Below are 22,838 nucleotides of genomic sequence, written 5' to 3'. Positions count from 1 at the left end.
CCTGACGTTCCCAGCCCCTTGACTGCCGAAGCCACCATGAACCTTACCCAGCCTCGTTTGAGATTGCTGTCGATATTGAGTGTGATCGTATTGGTGGTAGGCGGTACGTCCTACACCCTGTTTCGTCACAGCGGCGCGCCGCAAGACGAAGGTTTTGTCGCCGGGGAACTCAACGAAGGGGGCGTGGAAGACATCGGCACGCTGGCGTTGCCCGAGGTGGAAAAGCGCCTCAATTATTTGCTTCAGGACACCGGGCAAACCCTGCGGTCCCTGGAGTTGGTGAGCGATGCGCAACTGAGCTTGTCCATCGAAACGAGCGAGTCTGCCGGCGAGCAGTCGTTGCAATACGAGCCGCTGTTTGTCCCGTTCACCAGCGCGCAGCTGAAAGCTGAACTGGCGACGATCCAAGGCCTGCGTTTTGCCCAGAGGCTGTTTGCCGATGGCTCCGAAGCAAGGCTCGACACCAGCAGCCTCGATCCGCTCTGGAAGCGCGCCGGCACCCCGGACGAGCCAGTGGCCGAGCGGTACCTGCCGCAACGCCTGCGCTTTCGTGATGGCAGCGAAAAAGCCTTCGCCGAACTCAAGGCACCCCCCGAAATTGAGTCTGACGACATGATCGCGTCCCATGACGCCTTCCTGATCGATGTCAACAAGCCATTGGCGAGTATCGGCCTGACGGTTGCTTACCGCAGCTATCCGGCGTTCAGGAAAGTGCAACTGGACAAGGATCAGCCGAAAGTGACGCTGGACGACGGTCAATCCTTCCAGCTCACCGCCTTGGGCGACGCGAGCGCCTCCGTGCGCTTGAGCACGCCGAAGTCGTCGACCTTCGTCGTGCAGGGCCTGGACGGGACGGGCAAGGCGCTCTACAGCAACGGCAGCAGTTCGCGGACGTTTCCCTCCGAGAGCGATATCGCAGCGTTGCAGGATTATTACCAAGCGCTGCAGCAGACCAAGGATGATCTCAAGCAACTCAAGACCGGCCAGGCGGTGCAACAACAGCTGGAGCGCCTGACCGAAGCGCTTGTCGCCCAGGTGGGGCCGTTGAAAAACACCGAGGTCGAGTACCAGTTCGAGGCCACCCCGCAACGTATCGTCATTCATGTGCTCGAGCCGCTGGAAGACAACAGCGTTGAATTCGGCCAGGTCAACAACGTCCTTGCGCCACAGGCGCGTTACATCGCGCTTGACCGAGACACCGAGCGCTACGGCTTTATCGATGAGGCCGGCCAGTGGCTCATCAAGCCCCGTTGGGTACAGATACAGGACAGCCTGATGGCGGATGCCTACACGTTGTTTTCAGCCGCTAAGCCCAGCGACCCGGAGTCGGACGGGCAGGCGTTGCGCAGCCAGTTCGCCTATTTCCCCGCGGGCGGCAACAAGCTCGTCGATCTGCCATTCGAGTACATCGCCGAGGCATTGAGCGATGGCCTGCTGCTGGTGGAGCGAGAAACCAACGGCCCTTATGGGCTCTACGATGCCAGGAAGCATCGTTTCATCTTGCCGATGAAATTCGTCAACCCCACCGTGGCCGGCAAGGTGTTCATTGCCCGTCTCGGCAAACGCACCGATCTCATGGAAGGCCTTTACGGCGCCTATACCCTGGAGGGTAAGGAAATCCTGCCAGCGCAGTTTTCCGGCATCGAGCACAGCGAGGGTTACCTCTACGCCAGCTCCGCCGATCGAAGCCGGCAGGATGTCTACAACCTGGACGGCAAGCGGATCAACCCCGAGGGATACAACACGTCAGGTCGCTTCGTGGGGCAGCAACCGCTGCTCGTGCAGGAGGTTAAAAGCAAGAAGTTCGCGTTTATCAATCGCCAGGGCGCGCGACTGCCTATCAAGTTGCCCTATGACGAGGTGGAGCCGTTTTCCAACGGCATGGCGGTGGTCGGGCGCGATGGCAGCTACGGTGCCATCGACCTGGCCGGCACGCTGAAGGTTCCGCTGGAGTACGACCGGCTCAACGCCTTCCAGACCCGCTACGCAGCCGCCACCCGGGCCGGTGGTGGTTCTGCCCTGGTGTTGATCAGTCAAGACAACAAACTGTTCAAGAAACTGGGCTCCTATACCAGCATGAAGGTGCCGGATAACGGCAATGACGCCCGTTATTATGTAAGGGGACCGGGTGATAGCGATGAATATCTGGTGTATGACGCGGATGGCAATCTGGTGAAAGACGGCGAATAAAGCCGTCCCCCCCCCTGTGGCGAGGGAGCTTGCTCCCGCTCGGCTGCGCAGCAGTCGCAAGTCGGCCGATGCGGGTTCCCTGGCAGATTTGTGATAGCTGGTTTTGGGGTTGCTGCGCAACCCAGCGGGAGCAAGCTCCCTCGCCACGGGGAGCTCAGAGCTGGCTGATGTAAGTACCGGTTCCCTTCAGGATGTTCTGCAATGTCAGTTCGACTTCCGCCAGATCCGTCACGTTTGCGTCGTAGGTTATCTCCAGCACGTCATCACCGTTGAGTGCATCGGCATCCGCCGCGGCGATTTCGATTTTCAACAAGGTTGGGCTGAGGGTGACCTTGACGCCTTCCAACGTCGAAGGCTCGCCGTCGAGGGTGATCTCCAGTTCGTCTTCGTCGGGATAGCGGGTCATCAGGAACATGTCGCCCTGGTTGCTGTGGCAGCACAGCATGGCCATGTTGTCCTCTTCTTCGTCGCACGGGTTGGCGATCAGCAGGGCGGTGGTCATTTGCATGGGGGAGGGCTCCTGGCTCGATGAGCCTTGCGGGGGCGAAAAAGGGAATTCTGCCAGTCCGGACGATTTTCTGCAGGATTACCACCTTCGGGTGCCGTTTGGGCTCCAGGCTGCTAGGGTTGTTCGATGCGGAGCGGTCATAACGCTTGCCGATGACCGAATATGTCGCAGCGTTGCAAGCAGGCACATTGTCGCACTCGTTAAGCTGCGCAACGGATGTGCACCTGCAAAGGCCACCCGAGGGTGTTTTTTGCAGGTGTCCATGACATGGAATTACATGGAAAAGGATGTGACCTGCGGGTCTCGTCCAGCTTCACCCACCTGTCATCCTGTTTCCTCTGCCCGAGAATCAGGAACAGGATGGCCGACGGCCCCGAAAGGGGTTGCACGCGACGCTACCATCAATAACAAGCCCAAGCGGAGTACCACAGATGGCGTTCTTCACCGCAGCCAGCAAAGCCGACTTCCAGCACCAACTGCAAGCGGCACTGGCGCAGCACATCAGTGAACAGGCACTGCCACAAGTGGCGCTGTTCGCTGAACAATTCTTCGGCATCATTTCCCTCGATGAACTTACCCAGCGCCGGTTGTCCGACCTCGCCGGCTGCACCCTGTCCGCCTGGCGCCTGCTTGAGCGCTTTGATCACGCGCAACCGCAGGTGCGTGTCTACAACCCCGATTATGAACGTCACGGCTGGCAGTCGACCCACACCGCCGTCGAAGTGCTGCACCACGACCTGCCATTTCTGGTGGACTCGGTCCGCACCGAGCTGAACCGTCGCGGCTACAGCATCCATACCCTGCAAACCACCGTCCTGAGCGTGCGTCGCGGCAGCAAGGGCGAGTTGCTGGAAATCCTGCCCAAAGGCACCCAGGGCGACGACGTGCTGCAAGAGTCGTTGATGTACCTGGAGATCGACCGCTGCGCCAATGCCGCTGAACTCAATGTACTGAGCAAGGAACTTGAGCAGGTGCTGGGCGAAGTGCGCGTGGCCGTGGCCGATTTCGAGCCGATGAAAGCCAAGGTCCGGGAAATCCTCGCGAACCTGGACAACAGCGCCTACACCACCGATGCCGACGAAAAAGCCGAAATCAAGAGCTTCCTGGAATGGCTGGTGGGCAACCACTTCACTTTCCTCGGCTACGAAGAGTTCGTGGTTCGCGATGAAGCCGACGGCGGCCACATCGAATACGATCCTGAATCGTTCCTCGGCCTGACCAAATTGCTGCGCGCCGGCCTGACCGCCGAAGACCTGCGCATCGAAGACTACGCGGTCAATTACCTGCGCGAACCGACCGTGTTGTCGTTCGCCAAGGCCGCGCATCCAAGCCGCGTGCACCGTCCGGCCTACCCGGACTACGTGTCGATCCGTGAAATCGACGCCAACGGCAAGGTCATCAAGGAATGCCGTTTCATGGGCCTGTACACCTCTTCGGTGTACGGCGAAAGCGTGCGGGTCATTCCGTATATCCGTCGCAAGGTCGAGGAAATCGAACGTCGTTCGGGCTTCCAGGCCAAGGCGCACCTGGGTAAGGAACTGGCCCAGGTGGTCGAAGTGCTGCCCCGTGACGACCTGTTCCAGACCCCGGTGGACGAGCTGTTCAGCACGGTGATGTCGATCGTGCAGATCCAGGAACGCAACAAGATCCGTGTGTTCCTGCGCAAGGACCCGTACGGTCGTTTCTGCTACTGCCTGGCCTATGTGCCGCGTGACATCTACTCTACCGAAGTGCGCCAGAAGATCCAGCAAGTGCTGATGGATCGCCTGAAAGCCTCGGACTGCGAGTTCTGGACGTTCTTCTCCGAATCCGTACTGGCTCGCGTGCAACTGATCCTGCGCGTGGACCCGAAAAACCGTCTCGACATCGACCCGGTCCTGCTGGAAAAAGAAGTCGTGCAGGCCTGCCGCAGCTGGAAGGACGACTACGCCAGCCTGGTGATCGAGAGCTTCGGCGAAGCCCAGGGCACCAACGTGCTGTCGGACTTCCCGAAAGGCTTCCCGGCCGGCTACCGCGAGCGTTTTGCCGCGCACTCGGCCGTAGTGGACATGCAACACCTGCTGAGCCTGAATGAAACCAATCCGCTGGTGATGAGCTTCTACCAGCCGTTGGGCCAGGTGTCCGGCCAGCGTGAGCTGCACTGCAAGCTGTATCACGCCGACACGCCGCTGGCGCTGTCCGACGTGCTGCCAATCCTGGAAAACCTCGGCCTGCGCGTGCTGGGCGAATTCCCGTATCGCCTGCGCCACACCAACGGCCGCGAGTTCTGGATTCACGATTTCGCGTTCACCGCCGCCGAAGGCCTCGACCTCGACATCCAGCAGCTCAACGACACCCTGCAGGACGCCTTTGTCCACATCGTCCGTGGCGATGCCGAGAACGATGCGTTCAACCGCCTGGTGCTGACTGCCGGCCTGCCATGGCGCGACGTGGCGTTGCTGCGTGCCTACGCCCGTTACCTGAAGCAGATCCGCCTGGGCTTCGACCTCGGCTACATCGCCAGCACCCTGAACAACCACACCGATATCGCGCGCGAGCTGACCCGGTTGTTCAAGACGCGTTTCTACCTGGCGCGCAAGCTCAGCGGCGATGACCTGGAAGACAAGCAACAGCGTCTGGAACAGGCGATCCTCACGGCCCTCGACGATGTGCAGGTGCTCAATGAAGACCGCATCCTGCGTCGTTACCTGGACCTGATCAAGGCGACCCTGCGGACCAACTTCTACCAGACCGACGCCAACGGCCAGAACAAGTCGTATTTCAGCTTCAAGTTCAACCCGCACCTGATTCCGGAACTGCCGAAGCCGGTGCCCAAGTTCGAGATCTTCGTCTACTCGCCACGGGTCGAAGGCGTGCACTTGCGTTTCGGCAACGTCGCTCGCGGTGGCCTGCGCTGGTCCGACCGCGAGGAAGACTACCGCACCGAAGTGCTCGGCCTGGTAAAAGCCCAGCAAGTGAAGAACTCGGTGATCGTGCCCGTGGGCGCCAAGGGCGGTTTCCTGCCGCGTCGCCTGCCACTGGGTGGCAGCCGGGACGAGATCGCGGCCGAGGGCATCGCCTGCTACCGCATCTTCATTTCGGGTCTGCTGGACATCACCGACAACCTGAAGGACGGCGCCCTGGTGCCGCCGGCCAACGTCGTGCGGCATGACGATGATGACCCGTACCTGGTGGTGGCGGCGGACAAAGGCACCGCGACCTTCTCCGACATCGCCAACGGCATCGCCATCGACTACGGCTTCTGGCTGGGTGACGCGTTCGCCTCCGGCGGTTCGGCCGGCTACGACCACAAGAAAATGGGCATCACCGCCAAAGGCGCGTGGGTTGGCGTACAGCGTCACTTCCGCGAGCGCGGCATCAACGTGCAGGAAGACAGCATCACCGTGGTGGGCGTCGGCGACATGGCCGGCGACGTGTTCGGCAACGGCTTGCTGATGTCCGACAAGCTGCAACTGGTCGCGGCCTTCAACCACCTGCACATCTTCATCGACCCGAACCCTACGCCTGCCAGCAGTTTCGCCGAGCGCAAGCGTCTGTTCGATCTGCCGCGTTCGGCCTGGACCGACTACGACACCAGCATCATGTCCGAAGGTGGCGGTATCTTCTCGCGTAGCGCGAAGAGCATCGCGATTTCGCCGCAGATGAAAGAGCGCTTCGACATCAAGGCCGACAAGCTGACCCCGACCGAACTGCTGAACGCCTTGCTCAAGGCGCCGGTGGACCTGTTGTGGAACGGTGGTATCGGCACCTACGTCAAGGCCAGCACCGAAAGCCACGCCGATGTCGGCGACAAGGCCAACGATGCGCTGCGCGTGAACGGTAACGAGCTGCGCTGCAAAGTGGTGGGCGAGGGCGGCAATCTGGGCATGACCCAGCTCGGTCGCGTCGAGTTCGGCCTGCATGGCGGTGCCACCAACACCGACTTCATCGATAACGCCGGTGGCGTGGACTGCTCCGACCACGAAGTGAACATCAAGATCCTGCTCAACGAAGTGGTGCAGGCCGGCGACATGACCGACAAGCAACGCAACCAGTTGCTGGCGAGCATGACCGACGAAGTCGGCGGCCTGGTGTTGGGCAACAACTACAAGCAGACCCAGGCCCTGTCCCTGGCGGCGCGTCGCGCCTTTGTGCGGATCGCCGAATACAAGCGTCTGATGAACGATCTGGAAGCCCGTGGCAAGCTGGACCGTGCCATCGAGTTCCTGCCGACCGAAGACCAACTGGCCGAACGTGTCGCGGCAGGCCAGGGCCTGACCCGTGCCGAGCTTTCGGTACTGATCTCCTACAGCAAGATCGACCTCAAGGAAGCGCTGCTCAACTCCCTGGTGCCGGACGATGACTACCTGACCCGCGACATGGAGACGGCTTTCCCGCCAACGCTGGTGAGCAAGTTCTCCGAAGCGATGCGTCGCCATCGCCTGAAGCGCGAGATTGTCAGCACCCAGATCGCCAACGACCTGGTCAACCACATGGGCATCACGTTCGTCCAGCGGTTGAAAGAGTCGACCGGCATGAGCCCGGCGAACGTGGCCGGTGCTTATGTAATCGTTCGGGACATCTTCCATCTCCCGCACTGGTTCCGTCAGATTGAAGCCTTGGACCACCAAGTTTCCGCCGACGTGCAACTGGAGCTGATGGACGAGCTGATGCGCCTGGGCCGTCGCGCCACGCGCTGGTTCCTGCGCAGCCGCCGCAACGAGCAGAATGCTGCCCGTGACGTCGCTCACTTCGGTCCGCACCTGGCGGCGTTGGGCCTCAAGCTCGACGAACTGCTGGAAGGCCCGACCCGCGAAGGCTGGCAGACCCGCTACCAGGCCTACGTGGCCGCTGGCGTGCCGGAGTTGCTGGCGCGCATGGTTGCCGGCACCACGCACCTGTACACCTTGCTGCCGATCATCGAGGCGTCCGACGTCACCGGCCAGAACGCCGCCGATGTGGCCAAGGCCTACTTCGCCGTGGGCAGTGCGCTGGACATCACCTGGTACCTGCAACAGATCAGCGCCTTGCCGGTTGAAAACAACTGGCAGGCCCTGGCCCGTGAAGCGTTCCGCGATGACATCGACTGGCAGCAGCGGGCGATCACCATCTCGGTCCTGCAGGAAGGCGACGGTAGCCAAGACGTGGAAACCCGTCTGGCGCTGTGGCTGGAGCAGCACCACGAGATGGTCGAACGCTGGCGCGCCATGCTGGTGGACATCCGTGCCGCCAGTGGTACCGACTACGCCATGTACGCAGTCGCCAACCGCGAACTGCTCGACCTGGCGTTGAGCGGTCAGGCGGTCGTCACGGCCAACTGATACACCGCTGAATGAAGAAGCCCCGCCTCGAGAGAAGCGGGGCTTTTTTATTGGTTTTCAAACAGTTCGCACAAAGCTGAGTGTTCCAGCGTGAAGCTGATAAGATTTGGTTAACTCATTAACTATTTTTCCGCGAAAACATGTCATGCCCAAACCCCGGCAATCCCTGACCTTGACCCTGCTGCAGGCCCGTGAAGCAGCCATGGCTTTTTTCCGTCCATCGCTGAACCAGCATGGGTTGACCGAGCAACAGTGGCGGGTCATCCGCATCCTCAGCCAGCATGACGAGCTGGAAATCAATCGCCTCGCCGAACTGGCCTGCATCCTCAAGCCGAGCATGACCGGCGTACTGGTACGCATGGAAGCAGCGGGCATGGTCGTGCGGCGCAAGGCCGAGCAGGACCAGCGCCGCGTGCTGGTGCGCCTGGCACCCCAGGGCCAGGCATGCTTCGACTCGATGAGCCAGAGCATGGAGGAAAATTACCAGCGTCTGCAGGGGCGGTTGGGGGAGGAGAAATTGCAGACGTTGTTGGGGTTGCTTGATGACCTCAAGACAATCAAACGCTAGAAGCCGCGAGTGGATGTGCTTTTGTGGCGAGGGAGCTTGCTCCCGCTGGACTGCGCAGCAGTCCCCTCGAACTGCCGACCCGGAGTGTCTGGTTCATCCTGGTAGCTGATCCAGAGGCCGCTGCGCAGCCTGGCGGGAGCAAGCTCCCTCGCCACGGGGGGGAACATTGGATCAATAGACACCGCCGGTCGATGGTCTTGGGGTGTTCTTGAACGTCGCGGCCAAGGTTTGTAACCCGCGCATCAGCACCGTCGTGTCCACGCCCACGGCGACAAAGGCTGCGCCGAGTTCGATGTAGCGTCGGGCGAGTGTCTCGTCGGCACTGAGGATCCCGGCCGCTTTGCCCGCCTGGCGAATGTGCGCGATGGCGTCCTCGATGGCAGCTTGCACTTGCGGGTGGCCGGGATTGCCGCGATGGCCCATCGATGCGCTCAAGTCCGCTGGGCCGATGAACACCCCGTCGACGCCCTCGACGGCGGCGATGGCGTCCAGGTTGGCGAGTCCCTCGCAGCTCTCGATTTGCACCAGCAGGCACATCTGCTCATCGGCGTGGTCGAGGTAGCCGGCAATGCTGTTCCAGCGCGAGGCCCGGGCCAGTGCGCTGCCGACGCCGCGTACACCGTGGGGCGGGTAATGCATGGCGCGCACCAGTTCGCTGGCTTGGGCGGCGCTTTCCACCATCGGCACCAGCAGCGTTTGCGCGCCGATATCGAGCAGTTGCTTGATCAGCGCCGTGTCGCCTATAACCGGGCGAATCACCGGTTGGCCGGGGTAGGGCGCGATGGCCTGGAGCTGGCCGAGCACGGTGCGCAGGTCGTTGGGCGCGTGTTCACCGTCGATCAGCAACCAATCGAATCCGGCGTTGGCTGCCAGCTCCGCGCAGTAGGCGTCGGCCAGGCCCAGCCACAGGCCGATTTGTGCTTCACCGCTGCGCAGGCGTTGCTTGAAGGTATTGACGGGCATGTCCATGAGAAGTCTCCGGTCAGACGAAACGGCAAGCGATGGAGCCGAGCATGTCGTAGTCGACATGGAAGGTATCGCCCGGATTGGCCGCCACCGGGCGGGTGAAAGAGCCGCCCAGGATGATCTGGCCCGGCTGCAGCGTGACGTCGTAGGCCGCCAGTTTGTTCGCCAGCCAGGCCACGCCCTTGGCCGGGTGATTGAGCACCGCCGCCGACACGCCGGACTCTTCGATCACGCCGTTGCGATAGAGCACTGCCGGCACTTTGCGCAGGTCGATCTCGGTGGGCCGCACGGCACGGCCGCCCATGACCACGCCGGCATTGGCGGCGTTGTCGGAGATGGTATCGAAGACTTTGCGGGTGACCTTGGTCTGCGGGTCGATCTGCTGGATACGCGCATCGATGATTTCCAGCGCCGGAATCACCCATTCGGTGGCATCAAGCACGTCGAACAGGGTCACGTTCGGGCCTTTGAGCGGCTTGCCGAGAATGAACGCCAGCTCGACTTCCACGCGCGGCACGATGAAGCGTTCGAACGGAATGTCGCTGCCTTCATCGAAAAACATGTCGTCCAGCAGCGCGCCATAATCCGGTTCGGTGATATTCGACGAGACCTGCATCGCGCGGGAAGTCAGGCCGATCTTGTGGCCGACCAGCTTGCGCCCGTCGTTGATTTTTTGCGCGACCCAGGCGCGCTGGATAGCGTAGGCGTCATCGATGGTGATGCCTGGATGGTCGAGGGAAAATTGCCGCACCTGTTCACGGGAGCGTTCGGCTTGGTCAAGGCGCGCGGCGGCTTGCTGGATGAGGCTTTGATCGAGCATGACAAGGGTCTCTATTGTGGATTGACGATGGCTGCCCGGGTGCGCAGCACCAACAGGCCACCCAGGGCGATGAGCAGTGCCAGGACGTAAAGGGCCAGGCTGGCGCTCTGGGTGGTGTCGCGCATCCAGCCGATCAGGTAGGGCGCGAAGAACGAAGCGATGCTGCCGAAGGAACTGATCAGTGCGATGCCGGCGGCCTGGGTGCTGTTGGACAGGAACGCCGGTGGCAGTTGCCAGAACATCGGCAACGCGGCACTGGCGCCCATGCCGGCGAGAATCAGGCCGCCCAGCACCAGGGTCGGATTGGCCGGGGAAAGCCCGGCGACGGCAATGCCAGTCGCCGCCATCAACAGCGGCACGCACAGGTGCCAGCGGCGTTCGCGGTGGTGATCGGAGGAGCGTCCGCAGCCGATCATGAAGAAACAGCCGGCCAGGTAAGGCACGGCGCTGAGCAGCCCGACCTTGCCATCGCTGCCGATGCCGGCGCCATGGATCAGGGTGGGCATCCAGAACGCCAGGGTGTTGACCGCCAGCATCACCGCGAAATACACCGCCACCAGCAGCCAGACCTGCGGGTTGCCGAGAATGGCCGAGAACGAGGTAATGGATTTGCGCTGTTCTTCGTGGCTCAGTTGCTCACGCAGTTGCTGCTTGGCGTCGGCGCTGAGCCAGTTGACCGTCTCGAAGCTGTCGGGCAGGCACTTGAGCACCACCAGGCCGAGCAGGATCACCGGCAAGCCTTCGATGATGAACATCCATTGCCAGCCGCGCAGGCTGCCGAAGTCATGGAAATGTTCCAGTATGCCGCCTGACAACGGCCCGCCGATAACGCCCGCCATCGGCACCGCAATGGCAAACAGCGCCGTGACCTGGGCCCGGCGCCGCGCCGGGTACCAACGGTTGAGAAAAACCAGGATGCCCGGGAAAAACCCGGCCTCGGCCACGCCCAGCAGAAAGCGCAACACGTAGAATCCGCTGGCGCTTTCGATGAGGAACATGCCGGTCGACAACGCGCCCCAGACCACCATCAGCGTGGCGATCCAGCGACGCGGGCCGACCCGGTCCAGGGCCATGTTGCTCGGCACGCCGAACAGCGCATAGGCAATGAAGAACAGGCCGGCGCCGAAGCCATAGACCGTGTCGCTGAATTGCAGGTCGGCGCTCATCTGCATCTTGGCGAAGCCGATGTTGATGCGGTCCAGGTGGGCAAAGAGGTAGCAGACCAGCAACAGCGGCATCAGCCGCCAGGTGATGCTGGCATGGGTGCGGTCGTGCGCGAGGGTGCCGGCGGTGTCGGCAGTATTGGCTGTGCTCATTATCTTGTACTTTTTGTCTGAGAGGCCGATGGGGCGGACGGGCTAGCTGGGCTGGCCCTTGAGAAAGGCGTGGAGGTTGTTGGCCTTGAAGTTGAGCTGCTCGTGCAGCTCGATCATCTCGAACGACAACGCCAGCAGGCGTTGGGCCTGCAAGTCGGCGAAGTGCGTGGTGATCAGTTCGAAGAGTTTTTCCGCGATCTTTTGCCGGGTAGCCAGGTCGCGACCATGGCCGACCTTGAGCGTCATATGGACGAAGGCGTAGTCGTGCTTGCCGTCGGCCATGCGCCAGGTGTCCAGGCGCACGCCACGGCTGCGGATGCCGCCCAAGGGAAACACGCCGCTGTCGCCTAGCAACAGGTGGACCTTTTCAAACAGGCCGGGCAGGTCGGCCTGCTGCTCGATGTTATCGGTGTATTCCGCGATGAAATGGGGCATGGGGGCCTCCTGCGTCGGCAGCTTCGAGTTGTAAGCGGCAAGCGGCAAGTTGAGGCGATCAGCTTGAGCTTGCGGCTGTTGTTCAGACTGGGAAAATCGCGTTGATCTGGCCGGTGCCGGAGCTGCCGAAGGGCTCGGTGATGATTTCGGCGGGTTTGGCGTAGTCCGGCCCGCCGAGCAGCCCCAGCAGCATCGCCGTGTCGTGCATCTTGCCTTCGCCGAAGCAGTGTTCGGCGTAGTCCGGCAGCATGGCGCAGAACTCTTTCCAGCGGCCTTCGCGCCACAACTTCACGACGTGCAGATCGACCTGCTTGTCGAATTCCCGCGTCCAGTTGTGGATGTTGGCTTCGGCGTTGCGGTCGTCGGAGAAACGGTGGGACAGCGAGCCGGAGGCCAGGACCAGGACCTTGCGGTCGCTCTTCTCGATGGCCCGGCGCACGGCGGCGCCGAAGGCAAAGCTGTCTTGCAGGCGGTGCCAGGCGCACCAGGCGGCAATCGACACCACGTTGAATTTCTGCTCCGCCGGTACATCCATGTGCATGTAGCGCATCGGCACCAAGGTGCCGTATTCCAGCTCGAGGCTGGGGATGTTGTGGGCCAGGGTTCTTATATCGGCGGCATTGGCCTCGGCGGCGATCAACTCGCCCAGCTCCGGACAACCCGGGTATTCGTACTCCATGTTCTTGATGAAGTGCGGCAGTTCGTTGCTGGTGTAGATGCCTTTGAAATGCGCGCCGCTGTTGACGTGATAAGCGCTATTGACGAGCCAGTGCACGTCGAACACCACGGCGGTATCGGCGCCGAGTTCACGGGCGCGACGGCCGATTTCCTTGTGCCCGGCAATCGCTGCCGCGCGGCAGCCATGATGCTTGCCGGGCAGCTCGGACAGGTACATCGAGGGAACGTGGCAGATTTTCGCAGCCAGGACGACTTCGCCCATGATGATTCTCCTGAAATGTTGTTCTTGTTGATCTTCAAAACGCTGAATCAGGTCTTGCCGATGGCTCCCTCGCCACGGCGCCATCGTCGCCAAGGAGGCTTGGGCTACACCCCCCAGCGCGGAATGTGATGGCTGCCCATGGAGATGCACACGTTCTTGATCTCGGCGAATACTTCGAAGCTGTACTGTCCGCCTTCGCGGCCGGTTCCGGAACCCTTTACGCCACCGAAAGGCTGGCGCAGGTCGCGCACGTTCTGGCTGTTGATGAACACCATGCCGGCCTCGATGCCATGAGCCAGGCGATGGGCCTTGCCAATGTCCTGGGTCCAGATATAGGAGGCCAGGCCATATTCGGTAGCGTTGGCCAACCGCAACGCCTCGGCCTCGTCCTTGAACGGAATCAGGCACACCACCGGGCCGAAGATTTCTTCCTGGGCGATGCGCATGTTGTTGTTCACGTCGGCGAACACCGTCGGCTGGATGAACTGGCCGCGACTCAGATGCGCCGGCAGATTGGCCGGACGCTCCAGGCCACCAGCGAGCAGGGTGGCGCCTTCTTCGAGACCGATCCTGATGTAGCCGGTGACCTTGTCATAATGGGCCTGGGTGATCATCGAGCCGACCTGGGTCTTGGGGTCCTGCGGGTCGCCGACGATCAGGCGTCTGGCGCGGGCGGCGAACTCGGCTACGAATTGGGGGTAGACACTTTCCTGGATGAAGATCCGGCTGCCGGCGGTGCAGCGCTCGCCGTTCAACGAGAAGATGGTGAACAGTGCCGCGTCGAGGGCACGGTCAAGATCGGCGTCTTCGAAAATCAGTACCGGTGACTTGCCGCCCAGTTCCATCGAGTACTTTTTAAGGCCCGCGGTCTGCATGATTTTCTTGCCGGTGGCGGTGCCGCCGGTGAAAGAAATCGCCCGCACGTCCGGGTGACGCACCAACGCATCGCCGGCCGTGGCGCCGTAGCCCTGGATCACGTTGAGCACCCCGTTGGGAATGCCGGCCTCGACGGCCAGGCGCCCGAGTTCGTTGGCGGTCAGCGGCGACAGCTCGGACATTTTCAGCACGGCGGTATTGCCCAGTGCCAGGCATGGCGCGGTCTTCCAGGTTGCGGTCATGAACGGCACGTTCCACGGCGACACCAAGGCGCAGACACCCACCGGCTGGTACAGGGTGTAGTTGAGCATCTGGTCGTCGACCGGGTAGGTGTGACCGTCCATCCGGGTGCAGACTTCGGCGAAGAAATCGAAGTTGTGCGAGGCCCTTGGGATCAGCACGTTCCTGGTCTGGTGGATCGGCAAGCCGGTGTCGAGGGTTTCCAGTTCGGCCAGTTTCGGCACGTTCTGTTCGATCAGCTCGCCGAGCTTGCGCATCAGCCGGGCCCGTTCTTTCGCCGGGGTGTTGGCCCATTTCGGAAACGCTGCCTTGGCCGCCGCGACAGCCTGGGCGACTTCCTCGGCGCCGCCGCTGGCGACTTCGCCAATGGCCTCGCCGGTGGCGGGGTTGTAGTTGACGAAGACGTCTTTGCTCTCGACCTCACGGCCATCGATCCAGTGTTTGATCATGCTGCTCAAGCCTCTTTCCGGGACGCGAAGAACTCGGCTTCGCTGACGATTGTGTTGACCAGGCGACCGACGCCTTCCACTTCCACGACCACTTCATCGCCCGGCACCACATCGGCCAGGCCTTCGGGCGTGCCGGTGGCGATCATGTCGCCGGGTTGCAGGGTCATGAAGCTGGACAGGTATTCGATGAGGTAGGGAATATCGAAGATCATGTCCTTGGTGCTGCCTTGCTGGCGCAACTCGCCATTGATCCAGGTGCGCAAGGTCAGGTTGCCGGGGTCGGCTACATCGGCAACGTCGACGATGTACGGACCGACCGGTGTCGTGGCGTCACGGTTCTTCACCCGCAGGTTGGGGCGGTAGTAGTTTTCCAGGTAGTCGCGGATCGCGTAGTCGTTGCAGACGGTGTAGCCGGCCAGGTAGTCCAGCGCGTCCTCACGCTTGACGTTGCGCGCCGGTTTGCCGATGACCGCCACCAGCTCGCACTCGTAGTGCATGTAGGCAACGTTGTCGGGGCGCCAGGTGATCTGGTTGTGGCCGGTGTAGGTGCCGGGGGACTTGATGAAGGCCAGCGGTTCGGTCGGCGGCTTGAACGCCAACTCCGCAGCGTGATCGGCATAGTTCAGGCCCAGGGCGAACATGCTGCCGGTGGCCGGGGGCAGCCACTGCACCTGGTTTTCCGCCAGCAGCCGACCGTCGGCCAGGCGCACGGCGTTATCGTGCTCGACCGTGACGGCGTGGACCCGGCCTTCAAAGTGAATGCGTGCGCGTTTCATGAGGCGGCTCCTGTTTCCTCGGCCACGATGGTATTGACGAGTCGGCCGATGCCGCTGATGTCCACTTCGACGCGATCGCCGGGCAGTACATCGACCCGGCCCTCGGGCGTGCCGGTGATCAAGACATCGCCGGCATGCAGGGTCATGAACTCGCTGATCTCGGCGATCAAGCGGGGGATGTCACGAACGAAGTTGACCGTGTTGTTCTGCTGGCGAACCTCGCCGTTGACGTACAGCGTGACCGCCAGGCTGTGGGGGTCGGCAACGTTGGCGCTGGGCACCAGGTCGGGACCGATGGTGCAAAAGCCATCCCGGCACTTGGCCTTGACGGCGGGACGGTAGTAGCTGTCCTCCGGCAGGCTGAATTCATTGACCACCGTGTAGCCGGCCACGTAGTTCAACGCCTCGTCGGCGCTGACGCGGCTGGCGGACTTGCCCATCACTACACCCAAGGCCGGCCCGGGTTGCAAGCGCTCGCCCTGGCCTGGATGAATCACCTCGGCCTCGTGCTGGTTGCGGGTGTTCGGCGTCTTGATGAACAGCACGGGCTTGAGCGGCGGCTTCTGGTAAGGCGCTTGCTCGAACTCGGCGAGGCGCTGCTTCAGCAGCCCCTGGTAGTTCAGCGCGACCCCGAACAGGGTGCCGGTCGCGACGTCATGCAGGGCACGGCTCATGCTTGTCTCCTGGGATGGCAGAGACCAGTGCTCTGCGGATATTGTTAATGTGTTAACAGTTATAATTAAGATGTTAACTATCGTCAAGCGTGGCAGAATCTTCCGACACTGGTTGCCCTGCCGATTTCGGCGCAGCATGAGCGCAGGCAGTGGCCTGAATCAGAATAAAAACGAGTAATGCGTGATGACCGACCGGCAGCCGATCCCGAACATCAACATTGGCCAGGTGTACGACCAGCGCTACAGCGATGCCGAAGTGCATTACGACCGGCTCGCCAACCTGGCCGGCTTTTTTGGGCGCAACATGCCGGTCCATCGGCATGACCGGTTCTTCCAGGTTCATTACGTCAAGAGCGGCACCGTGCGGGTGTATCTGGATGATCGGCAATACGTCGAATCAGGGCCGATGTTTTTTCTCACGCCGCCGACCATCCCCCACGCTTTTGTTACCGAAGCCGACAGCGACGGACACGTACTGACGGTGCGTCAGCAACTGGTGTGGCAATTGATCGATGCCGATCCGAGCCTGGCGCCGGCGGGCGTGCAGATGCCGGCGTCCTGCGTCGCGCTGGCGCAGTTGGGGCCGGAGCAGACGGGGGAGGTGCGGCGGCTGGACTGCCTGTTCGAGGAATTGAGCGAAGAGGTGACGGCCGGGCGGCCGGGGCGCAGCGCGGCGCTGGACGGCTTGACGCGGCTGATCATGATCAGCCTGCTGCGGCTGTGCTCCAACTCCCTGGAAGCCAGGCCGGCGCGGCATGAAGACTTGAAGATCTTCCACCGTTTTAATGAGTTGATCGAAGCGCATTATTTCCAGCACTGGCCCCTGTCGCGTTATGCCGCGGACATTGGCGTGACCGAGGCGCGCCTCAACGACGTGTGTCGACGAATCGCCGACCTGCCTTCCAAGCGCTTGATCATGGAGCGCCTGATGCAGGAGGCCAAGCGGCTGCTGTTGTTCACCGGCAGCTCGGCCAATGAAATCTGCTACCAACTCGGCTTCAAGGACCCCGCGTATTTCAGCCGGTTTTTCCAGCGTTACGCCAGGCTGACACCGGGGGAGTATCGGCAACGGCAGTCGGGCATGTTGTTCAAATAGACCGATGGACCCGTGGCGAGGGAGCAAGCTCCCTCGCCACAAAAGCGAGGCGCTTGCAGCAGCCTGCCGGCGACACTAAGCTGCCGACTCGCCCATCCATACAGTTAGAACATGGCCAACCCGAGACCCTCACTGACGCTGACTCTGCTGCAAGCCCGCGAAGCGGCGATGGCTTTTTTTCGTCCGGCGCTGAATCAGCATGATCTTACGGAGCAGCAGTGGCGAGTGATCCGCATTCTGCACCAGCAGGGTGAGTTGGAGAGCCACCAGCTCGCCCATCAGGCCTGCATTCTCAAGCCCAGCATGACCGGCGTGCTCACTCGCCTGGAGCGCGACGGGCTGGTGCGGCGGCAGAAATCCAGCCAGGACCAGCGTCGGGTTTTTGTTGGCCTGACCGAGCGCGGCCAGCAGTGTTTTGTGTCCATGAGCGAAGGCATGGAAAGCAACTACCGGCGGATCGAGGAACAGTTCGGCGAAGAAAAAATGCAGCAACTGCTGGGTTTGCTCAATGAGTTGAAAAACATCAAGCCTTGAGCCTTTGCCCTTAGAGCTTTTCGTGGCGAGGGAGCTTGCTCCCGCTGGGCTGCGCAGCAGCCCCAAAACCATTCAACCCGGTTCTCCAGGAAAAACCGGCTGGCAGGTTGACGACTGCTGCGCAGCCGAGCGGGAGCAAGCTCCCTCGCCACAACAGCGCTTTCATGCGGTGCTGCGTTCACGCAGCTCCTGCAACCGATCAGCCCCGCCTTCAGCCACGCGATTCTGAATCAGACGATCAGAGCCACCCTCAGCCAGCTGCTGCGCAGCCTGGCCATGGGAAAGGGAGCTCTTGGCCGAGGCCGTCGTCGACAAGCCGACACCGCCAACCAGCGTCAGGGCAATTGCGAGGGATGAAAGTTTCGAGAAATTGAACATGGTGATTCTCCTTGCGCGTTATTGAGTGGGCCGTGGCAGCGCCTGTGTGCTGCTGTCCGGTGTGTGCAGTTGAACGCGCAGGTGTATCGGCGATGTGTGCCGGGAAGGCGTGAAATCGGCGAATTCGTATCAATTCGCTGCCCATATACACAGCGATACAAATCCCCCGTGACCAGCGGGTTAGACCCGTAATCCACTGACCAGTGACCGATAATCGCACGCTAGTTCCGTCTTGATTCGTGCTCAGGCCCCGCAAGGTTATTGACCGGATTAACTGGGTAGTACATTTTAGCTGGCACTCAGCCTCGCCATGCCCGGGCAAGGCCATAATAAAAAACAGAGGTCCTCATGCGCTCCCGTCCAATGGCTTTCGCCCCGTCCCACGCCTCCAGTTCCGGTATCTGCCGGGACGTTTCAGCTTCGATCCGATAGCGCACGCGTTTGCGCTCTGTCGCGCCGGATGCATGTCGGCGCTCGGTCAACCTGTGAGGTCTTCAAGATGACAAAAGTCGTCGATTTGTATTTCAAGCTGCTGAAGCTGCTGATTGTCCTGTGCATGGTCGCGATGATCGTGCTGGTGTTTGGCAACGTCGTGCTGCGCTATGCGTTCAACTCCGGCATCAGCGTTTCGGAAGAACTGTCGCGCTGGTTCTTCGTCTGGATGATTTTCCTCGGCGCCCTGGTGGCGCTCAAGGACCGCGCCCATCTGGGCATGAACAGCCTGGTCAAGCGCTTGCCGCCCGCCGGCAAGCGTGCCTGCCTGGTCATCAGCCATCTGCTGATGCTGTATATCTGCGGCTTGATCGTCAGCGGCAGCTGGCAACAGGCGGTGATCAACCTGGACGTGGTCGCGCCGGCTTCGGGTCTGTCGATGGCGTTGTTCTACGCCGCCGGCCTGGTGTTCGGCGTCAGCGCCACCGTCATTCTGCTGTATGAACTGTACCTGGCGCTGTTCGGTAAACTCGCGGATGACGAGCTGGTGATGGTCGAAGCCAGCGATGCTTCGGCAACCAACCACGACACCCTCAAAGGTAGCCGCCCATGACCTTGGCCATTTTCCTCGGGTCGTTGATGGGCAGCATGGCGCTGGGTATGCCGATTGCCTTTGCCTTGCTGGTGGTCAGCGTCGCGCTGATGTTCTACCTGGACCTGTTCGATGCCCAGATCATCGCGCAGAACCTGCTCAATGGCGCTGATAGCTTTCCGTTGATGGCCGTGCCGTTCTTCATGCTTGCCGGTGAGGTCATGAATGTCGGCGGCCTGTCCAAGCGTATCGTCAACATTGCCATGGCGCTGGTGGGGCACAAGCGCGGAGGCCTGGGTTATGTCGCGATCATCGCCTCCTGCCTGTTGGCGTCGCTATCCGGTTCGGCGGTGGCTGATGCCGCGGCACTGGCAGCGCTGCTGGTGCCGATGATGGTGCTGGCCGGGCACAACCGAGGACGTTCGGCCGGGCTGATCGCCGCTGGCAGCACCATCGCGCCGGTCATTCCGCCGAGCATAGGTTTCATCGTTTTTGGCGTGGCCTCCGGGGTATCGATCTCCAAGCTGTTCCTGGCCGGAATTGTGCCCGGGCTCATGCTCGGTGCCGGGCTCGCCATCGCCTGGTGGTTCATCTCCCGCCGCGAGAATGTCGAGACGGCGCCCAAGCGCTCCCGTGCCGAGGTACTGCGCACATTGCTGGACGGCAGTTGGGCGATGGGCCTGCCGCTGATCATCATCCTCGGCCTCAAGTTCGGCATCTTCACCCCCACGGAAGCGGCGGTGGTCGCGGCGGTCTATTCGCTGTTCGTGTCGTTGGTGATCTACCGGGAAATGAAGATCAGCCAGCTGTACGAAGTGATCCTGTCATCGGCCAGGACCACCTCGGTGGTGATGTTGCTGGTGGCGGCCGCGATGGTCTCGTCTTGGCTGGTGACCATCGCCGACCTGCCGGGCCAGTTGGCCGACCTGCTGGCGCCGTTCATGGACAACCAGACCCTCCTGCTGCTGGTGATGATGGCGCTGATCATCCTGGTCGGCACGGTGATGGACATGACCCCGACCATCCTCATCCTCACGCCGGTGCTGATGCCCGCGGTGATCCAGGCGGGCATCGACCCGGTGTACTTCGGCGTGCTGTTTCTGATCAACACCGCGATTGGCCTGATCACGCCGCCCGTGGGCACGGTGCTCAACGTGGTCTGTGGCGTGGCGAAGCTGGAATTCGAGGAAATCGTGCGTGGCGTGTGGCCGTTCATGCTTGCGCAATTTGCGGTGCTGTTCCTGCTGGTGCTGTTCCCTCAGCTTGTCCTGGGACCGTTGAAATTCTTCACCGGTTGATGCCGGTGCAATCCGTAGCAGCTCGAAACCAACAACAATAAAGATCGGAGACTGACATGCAAAAACTGATGAAAACCTTGCTGGCCGGGGCCTGCGCAACAGGCTTGCTGCTCGGCAGCGTGGCCGGCCACGCCGCTGAGATCCGCGAGCGCACCCTGCGTTTTGCCTTCCAGAACGTCAAGGAACATCCGCAAGGGCAGGGCGCGCAGAAGTTTGCCGACCTGCTCAGTGAAAAGAGCGGCGGCAAGCTCAAGGTTCGTCTGTTCCCTGGCGGAACCCTGGGCGGCGATGTGCAGACCGTCTCGGCCCTGCAAGGCGGCACGCTGGATATCACGGTGCTGAACTCCGGCATCCTCGCTGCCCAGGCCGCGGATTTCGCCATGCTCGATTTCCCGTTCCTGTTCAACAACGCCGAGGAAGCCCACGCGGTCATCGACGGGTCGGTCGGCCAGAAACTCGCGGCGCAGTTGGACAGCAAGGGCCTGGTCGGCCTGGGTTACTGGGACCTGGGGTTCCGTCACCTGACCAACAGCAAGCATCCGGTGGCGAAACTTGAAGACATGCAGGGCTTGAAGGTGCGCGTCATCCAGTCGCCGATCTATCTGGAAACCTTCAGTGCCCTGGGCGCCAACCCGGTGCCGATGGCTTTCCCGGAGGTCTATACCGGCCTGGAGCAACACACCATTGATGGTCAGGAAAACCCGTTCACGGTGATCGAAGGCAACAAATTCTACGAGGTGCAGAAGTACCTTTCGGTGACGGGCCACATCTTCAATCCGCAGTCGTTGATCATCAGCCAGAAAACCTGGAACCGCCTCAACGACGATGAAAAGGCGCTGATCCGCGAGGCCGCGAGCGAGGCGCAGAAGTTCCAGCGTGAAGTCACCGCGGCGAGCATGGACAAGGCCAAGGCGACGCTGGCGGGCGCCATGACCGTCAACGAAATCACCCCGGCCGAGAAAGATCGTTTCCGCGAACGCGTGCAGCCGGTGATCGATAAATTCGCCAAATCCCTGGACGGTGAGCTGGTAAAGATGATGTACGCCGAAATCGCCAAGGTGCGGGCGGGGCAGTGAGACCCCTTTAGAGACCCTGGACTGTGGGAGCGAGCTTGCTCGCGATAGCGGTGTGTCAGTTGATGAAAATGTCGACTGATCTGGCTCCTTCGCGAGCAGGCTCGCTCCCACAGTAATTTTGGGTTGGGCTCAGGATCTGCGTGCGCCACAGATGTTCTTGTGGGAGCGAGCCTGCTCGCGAAAGCGGTGTGTCAGTCGATGAAGATGTCGACTGATCTGGCGCCTTCGCGAGCAGGCTCGCTCCCACAGTGGTTTTGGGTGGGACTCAGGATCTGCGTGCGCCACAGATGTTCTTGTGGGAGCGAGCTTGCTCGCGATAGCGGTGTGTCAGTTGATGAAAATGTCGACTGATCTGGCGCCTTCGCGAGCAAGCTCGCTCCCACAGTTTGTTTTGGGTCAGGATCTGCATGCGCCAAAGATGTTCTTGTGGGAGCGAGCCTGCTCGCGAAAGCGGTGTGTCAGTCAATGGAAAATGTCGACTGATCTGGCGCCATCGCGAGCAGGCTCGCTCCCACAGGTTTTATATTCGCAGATACATCACTGGGCGCCGGGGACGGCCAGCCACTGTCCGATCACTTTCTGGTAGCTGCCATTGGCCTTGCTCAGGTGCAGCCACTGGTCGACGTACATTTTCCAGGTGTGGTCATCGCGCGGCAGCAGGTAGGCCTTCTCGCCGTATTGCAGGTACTGGGTCGGGTTGACCGCGCATAGGCCCGGTTTGAGTTTCTGCTGGTAGAGCGCTTCGGAGGCATCGGTGATCATTACGTCGGCGCGTTTTTCCAGGAGTTCCTGGAAGATGGTCACGTTGTCCTGGAAAGCCAGCTGGCCCTTGGGCAGGAATGCCCGCACGAAGGCTTCGTTGGTGCCGCCGGCCGGCTCGACAAGACGCACCGAAGGCTGGTTCATCTGCTCGATGGTCTGGTAGCGCGACTGGTCTTCGCAACGCACCAGGGGGATCTTGCCGTCAACGTCCAGGGTGCTGCTGAAATAGGCTTTTTTCTGCCGTTCCAGGGTTACCGAAATCCCGCCCATGCCGATGTCACATTTGCCGGCCAACATGTCTGGCATCAGGGTTTTCCAGGTGGTCTGGACCCATTGCACCTTGACGCCGAGGCTGCTGGCGAGGGAACGGGCCATGTCGATGTCGATGCCCTCGTATTCACCCGATGCGGCCTTGTAGGTATAGGGCTTGTAGTCGCCCGTCGTGCACACCCGCAGTTCACCTTGTTGCAGGACCTTGTCCAGATGCGAAGGGGTTGGCTCGGCCAGGGCGCTGCCGCAGAACGCCAGCAGGCCACAGAACGTCATCGTGCTTGTTATGGTTTTCATGGATCGGACGTCTCGCAAAGGGAGGGACAAGACGGGCGAGTGTAG

19 protein-coding genes are annotated in these 22,838 nt (G+C 61.5%); 8 read left to right on the top strand and 11 right to left on the bottom strand.

What is annotated here, in order from left to right; all coding sequences use genetic code 11:
* The first annotated feature begins 36 nt into the window (after positions 1 to 36).
* Positions 37 to 2,190, top strand: coding sequence for a WG repeat-containing protein (locus J3P91_RS16185; protein WP_434601056.1), 2,154 nt, complete (start codon positions 37 to 39; stop codon positions 2,188 to 2,190).
* Positions 2,191 to 2,344: 154 nt separating this feature from the next.
* On the opposite strand, the gene J3P91_RS16180 is transcribed toward J3P91_RS16185, so the two are convergent.
* Positions 2,345 to 2,698: a hypothetical protein gene (locus J3P91_RS16180; protein WP_434601054.1), complete on the bottom strand. Its 354-nt coding sequence runs from the start codon at positions 2,696 to 2,698 to the stop codon at positions 2,345 to 2,347.
* Between the two features lie 431 nt (positions 2,699 to 3,129).
* On the opposite strand from J3P91_RS16180, the gene J3P91_RS16175 reads away from it, so the two are divergent.
* Both J3P91_RS16175 and hpaR (J3P91_RS16170) read left to right on the top strand, forming a co-directional pair.
* Positions 3,130 to 7,998 (top strand): NAD-glutamate dehydrogenase, encoded by a 4,869-nt coding sequence (locus J3P91_RS16175; protein ID WP_434601053.1) that lies wholly within the window; start codon positions 3,130 to 3,132, stop codon positions 7,996 to 7,998.
* Positions 7,999 to 8,143: 145 nt separating this feature from the next.
* Complete coding sequence (gene hpaR / locus J3P91_RS16170) at positions 8,144 to 8,566, top strand: homoprotocatechuate degradation operon regulator HpaR (RefSeq protein WP_434573669.1); 423 nt, start codon at positions 8,144 to 8,146, stop codon at positions 8,564 to 8,566.
* A 171-nt stretch (positions 8,567 to 8,737) separates the two neighbouring features.
* Here hpaR (J3P91_RS16170) and hpaI read toward each other — a convergent pair whose 3' ends face one another.
* The 8 genes from hpaI to J3P91_RS16130 form a co-directional block, all read right to left on the bottom strand.
* A complete protein-coding gene (gene hpaI / locus J3P91_RS16165) occupies positions 8,738 to 9,535 on the bottom strand; it encodes a 4-hydroxy-2-oxoheptanedioate aldolase (RefSeq protein WP_434601051.1) in 798 nt (265 codons plus the stop codon).
* Between the two features lie 13 nt (positions 9,536 to 9,548).
* Positions 9,549 to 10,352, bottom strand: coding sequence for a 2-oxo-hept-4-ene-1,7-dioate hydratase (hpaH, locus tag J3P91_RS16160; protein ID WP_434573671.1), 804 nt, complete (start codon positions 10,350 to 10,352; stop codon positions 9,549 to 9,551).
* A gap of 11 nt (positions 10,353 to 10,363) precedes the next feature.
* Positions 10,364 to 11,668 (bottom strand): MFS transporter, encoded by a 1,305-nt coding sequence (locus J3P91_RS16155; protein ID WP_434601049.1) that lies wholly within the window; start codon positions 11,666 to 11,668, stop codon positions 10,364 to 10,366.
* Positions 11,669 to 11,710: 42 nt separating this feature from the next.
* Complete coding sequence (locus tag J3P91_RS16150) at positions 11,711 to 12,103, bottom strand: 5-carboxymethyl-2-hydroxymuconate isomerase (protein ID WP_434601048.1); 393 nt, start codon at positions 12,101 to 12,103, stop codon at positions 11,711 to 11,713.
* 82 nt (positions 12,104 to 12,185) lie between these two features.
* Entirely contained in the window at positions 12,186 to 13,043 is an 858-nt protein-coding gene (gene hpaD, locus J3P91_RS16145; RefSeq protein WP_434601047.1) for a 3,4-dihydroxyphenylacetate 2,3-dioxygenase, read from the bottom strand.
* A gap of 104 nt (positions 13,044 to 13,147) precedes the next feature.
* The gene (hpaE, locus tag J3P91_RS16140; RefSeq protein WP_434601046.1) at positions 13,148 to 14,608 is read right to left on the bottom strand and encodes a 5-carboxymethyl-2-hydroxymuconate semialdehyde dehydrogenase; all 1,461 of its coding nucleotides are present in this window, start codon (positions 14,606 to 14,608) and stop codon (positions 13,148 to 13,150) included.
* 5 nt (positions 14,609 to 14,613) lie between these two features.
* The gene (locus tag J3P91_RS16135) at positions 14,614 to 15,384 is read right to left on the bottom strand and encodes a fumarylacetoacetate hydrolase family protein (protein WP_434573680.1); all 771 of its coding nucleotides are present in this window, start codon (positions 15,382 to 15,384) and stop codon (positions 14,614 to 14,616) included.
* On the bottom strand, positions 15,381 to 16,058 hold the full coding sequence (locus J3P91_RS16130; protein ID WP_434601044.1) for a fumarylacetoacetate hydrolase family protein: 678 nt from the start codon (positions 16,056 to 16,058) through the stop codon (positions 15,381 to 15,383). The genes J3P91_RS16135 and J3P91_RS16130 overlap by 4 nt, the downstream gene beginning before the upstream one ends.
* A 184-nt stretch (positions 16,059 to 16,242) precedes the next feature.
* On the opposite strand from J3P91_RS16130, the gene hpaA reads away from it, so the two are divergent.
* Together hpaA and hpaR (J3P91_RS16120) are read left to right on the top strand one after the other, a co-directional pair.
* Positions 16,243 to 17,154, top strand: coding sequence for a 4-hydroxyphenylacetate catabolism regulatory protein HpaA (hpaA, locus tag J3P91_RS16125; RefSeq protein ID WP_434601042.1), 912 nt, complete (start codon positions 16,243 to 16,245; stop codon positions 17,152 to 17,154).
* Between the two features lie 111 nt (positions 17,155 to 17,265).
* On the top strand, positions 17,266 to 17,688 hold the full coding sequence (gene hpaR / locus J3P91_RS16120) for a homoprotocatechuate degradation operon regulator HpaR (protein WP_305500516.1): 423 nt from the start codon (positions 17,266 to 17,268) through the stop codon (positions 17,686 to 17,688).
* A gap of 162 nt (positions 17,689 to 17,850) precedes the next feature.
* Here hpaR (J3P91_RS16120) and J3P91_RS16115 read toward each other — a convergent pair whose 3' ends face one another.
* Complete coding sequence (locus tag J3P91_RS16115) at positions 17,851 to 18,066, bottom strand: phage infection protein (protein WP_434601040.1); 216 nt, start codon at positions 18,064 to 18,066, stop codon at positions 17,851 to 17,853.
* A gap of 499 nt (positions 18,067 to 18,565) precedes the next feature.
* On the opposite strand from J3P91_RS16115, the gene J3P91_RS16110 reads away from it, so the two are divergent.
* The 3 genes from J3P91_RS16110 to J3P91_RS16100 are packed head-to-tail and all read left to right on the top strand — an operon-like array spanning position 18,566 to position 21,464.
* A complete protein-coding gene (locus J3P91_RS16110; RefSeq protein WP_434601039.1) occupies positions 18,566 to 19,111 on the top strand; it encodes a TRAP transporter small permease in 546 nt (181 codons plus the stop codon).
* Complete coding sequence (locus J3P91_RS16105) at positions 19,108 to 20,388, top strand: TRAP transporter large permease subunit (protein ID WP_434601037.1); 1,281 nt, start codon at positions 19,108 to 19,110, stop codon at positions 20,386 to 20,388. Before J3P91_RS16110 ends, J3P91_RS16105 begins: the two co-directional genes overlap by 4 nt.
* Positions 20,389 to 20,444: 56 nt before the next feature.
* A complete protein-coding gene (locus J3P91_RS16100; RefSeq protein ID WP_434601036.1) occupies positions 20,445 to 21,464 on the top strand; it encodes a TRAP transporter substrate-binding protein in 1,020 nt (339 codons plus the stop codon).
* A 537-nt stretch (positions 21,465 to 22,001) separates the two neighbouring features.
* On the opposite strand, the gene J3P91_RS16095 is transcribed toward J3P91_RS16100, so the two are convergent.
* The gene (locus J3P91_RS16095; RefSeq protein ID WP_434601035.1) at positions 22,002 to 22,793 is read right to left on the bottom strand and encodes a transporter substrate-binding domain-containing protein; all 792 of its coding nucleotides are present in this window, start codon (positions 22,791 to 22,793) and stop codon (positions 22,002 to 22,004) included.
* Positions 22,794 to 22,838 lie beyond the last annotated feature (45 nt).

The sequence above is a fragment of the Pseudomonas sp. Z4-7 genome (assembly GCF_051131965.1).
Classification (GTDB): Bacteria; Pseudomonadota; Gammaproteobacteria; order Pseudomonadales; family Pseudomonadaceae; genus Aquipseudomonas.
The sequence above is the reverse complement of the archived record's forward strand: the minus strand, read 5'-3'. Positions and strand labels throughout refer to the sequence as shown.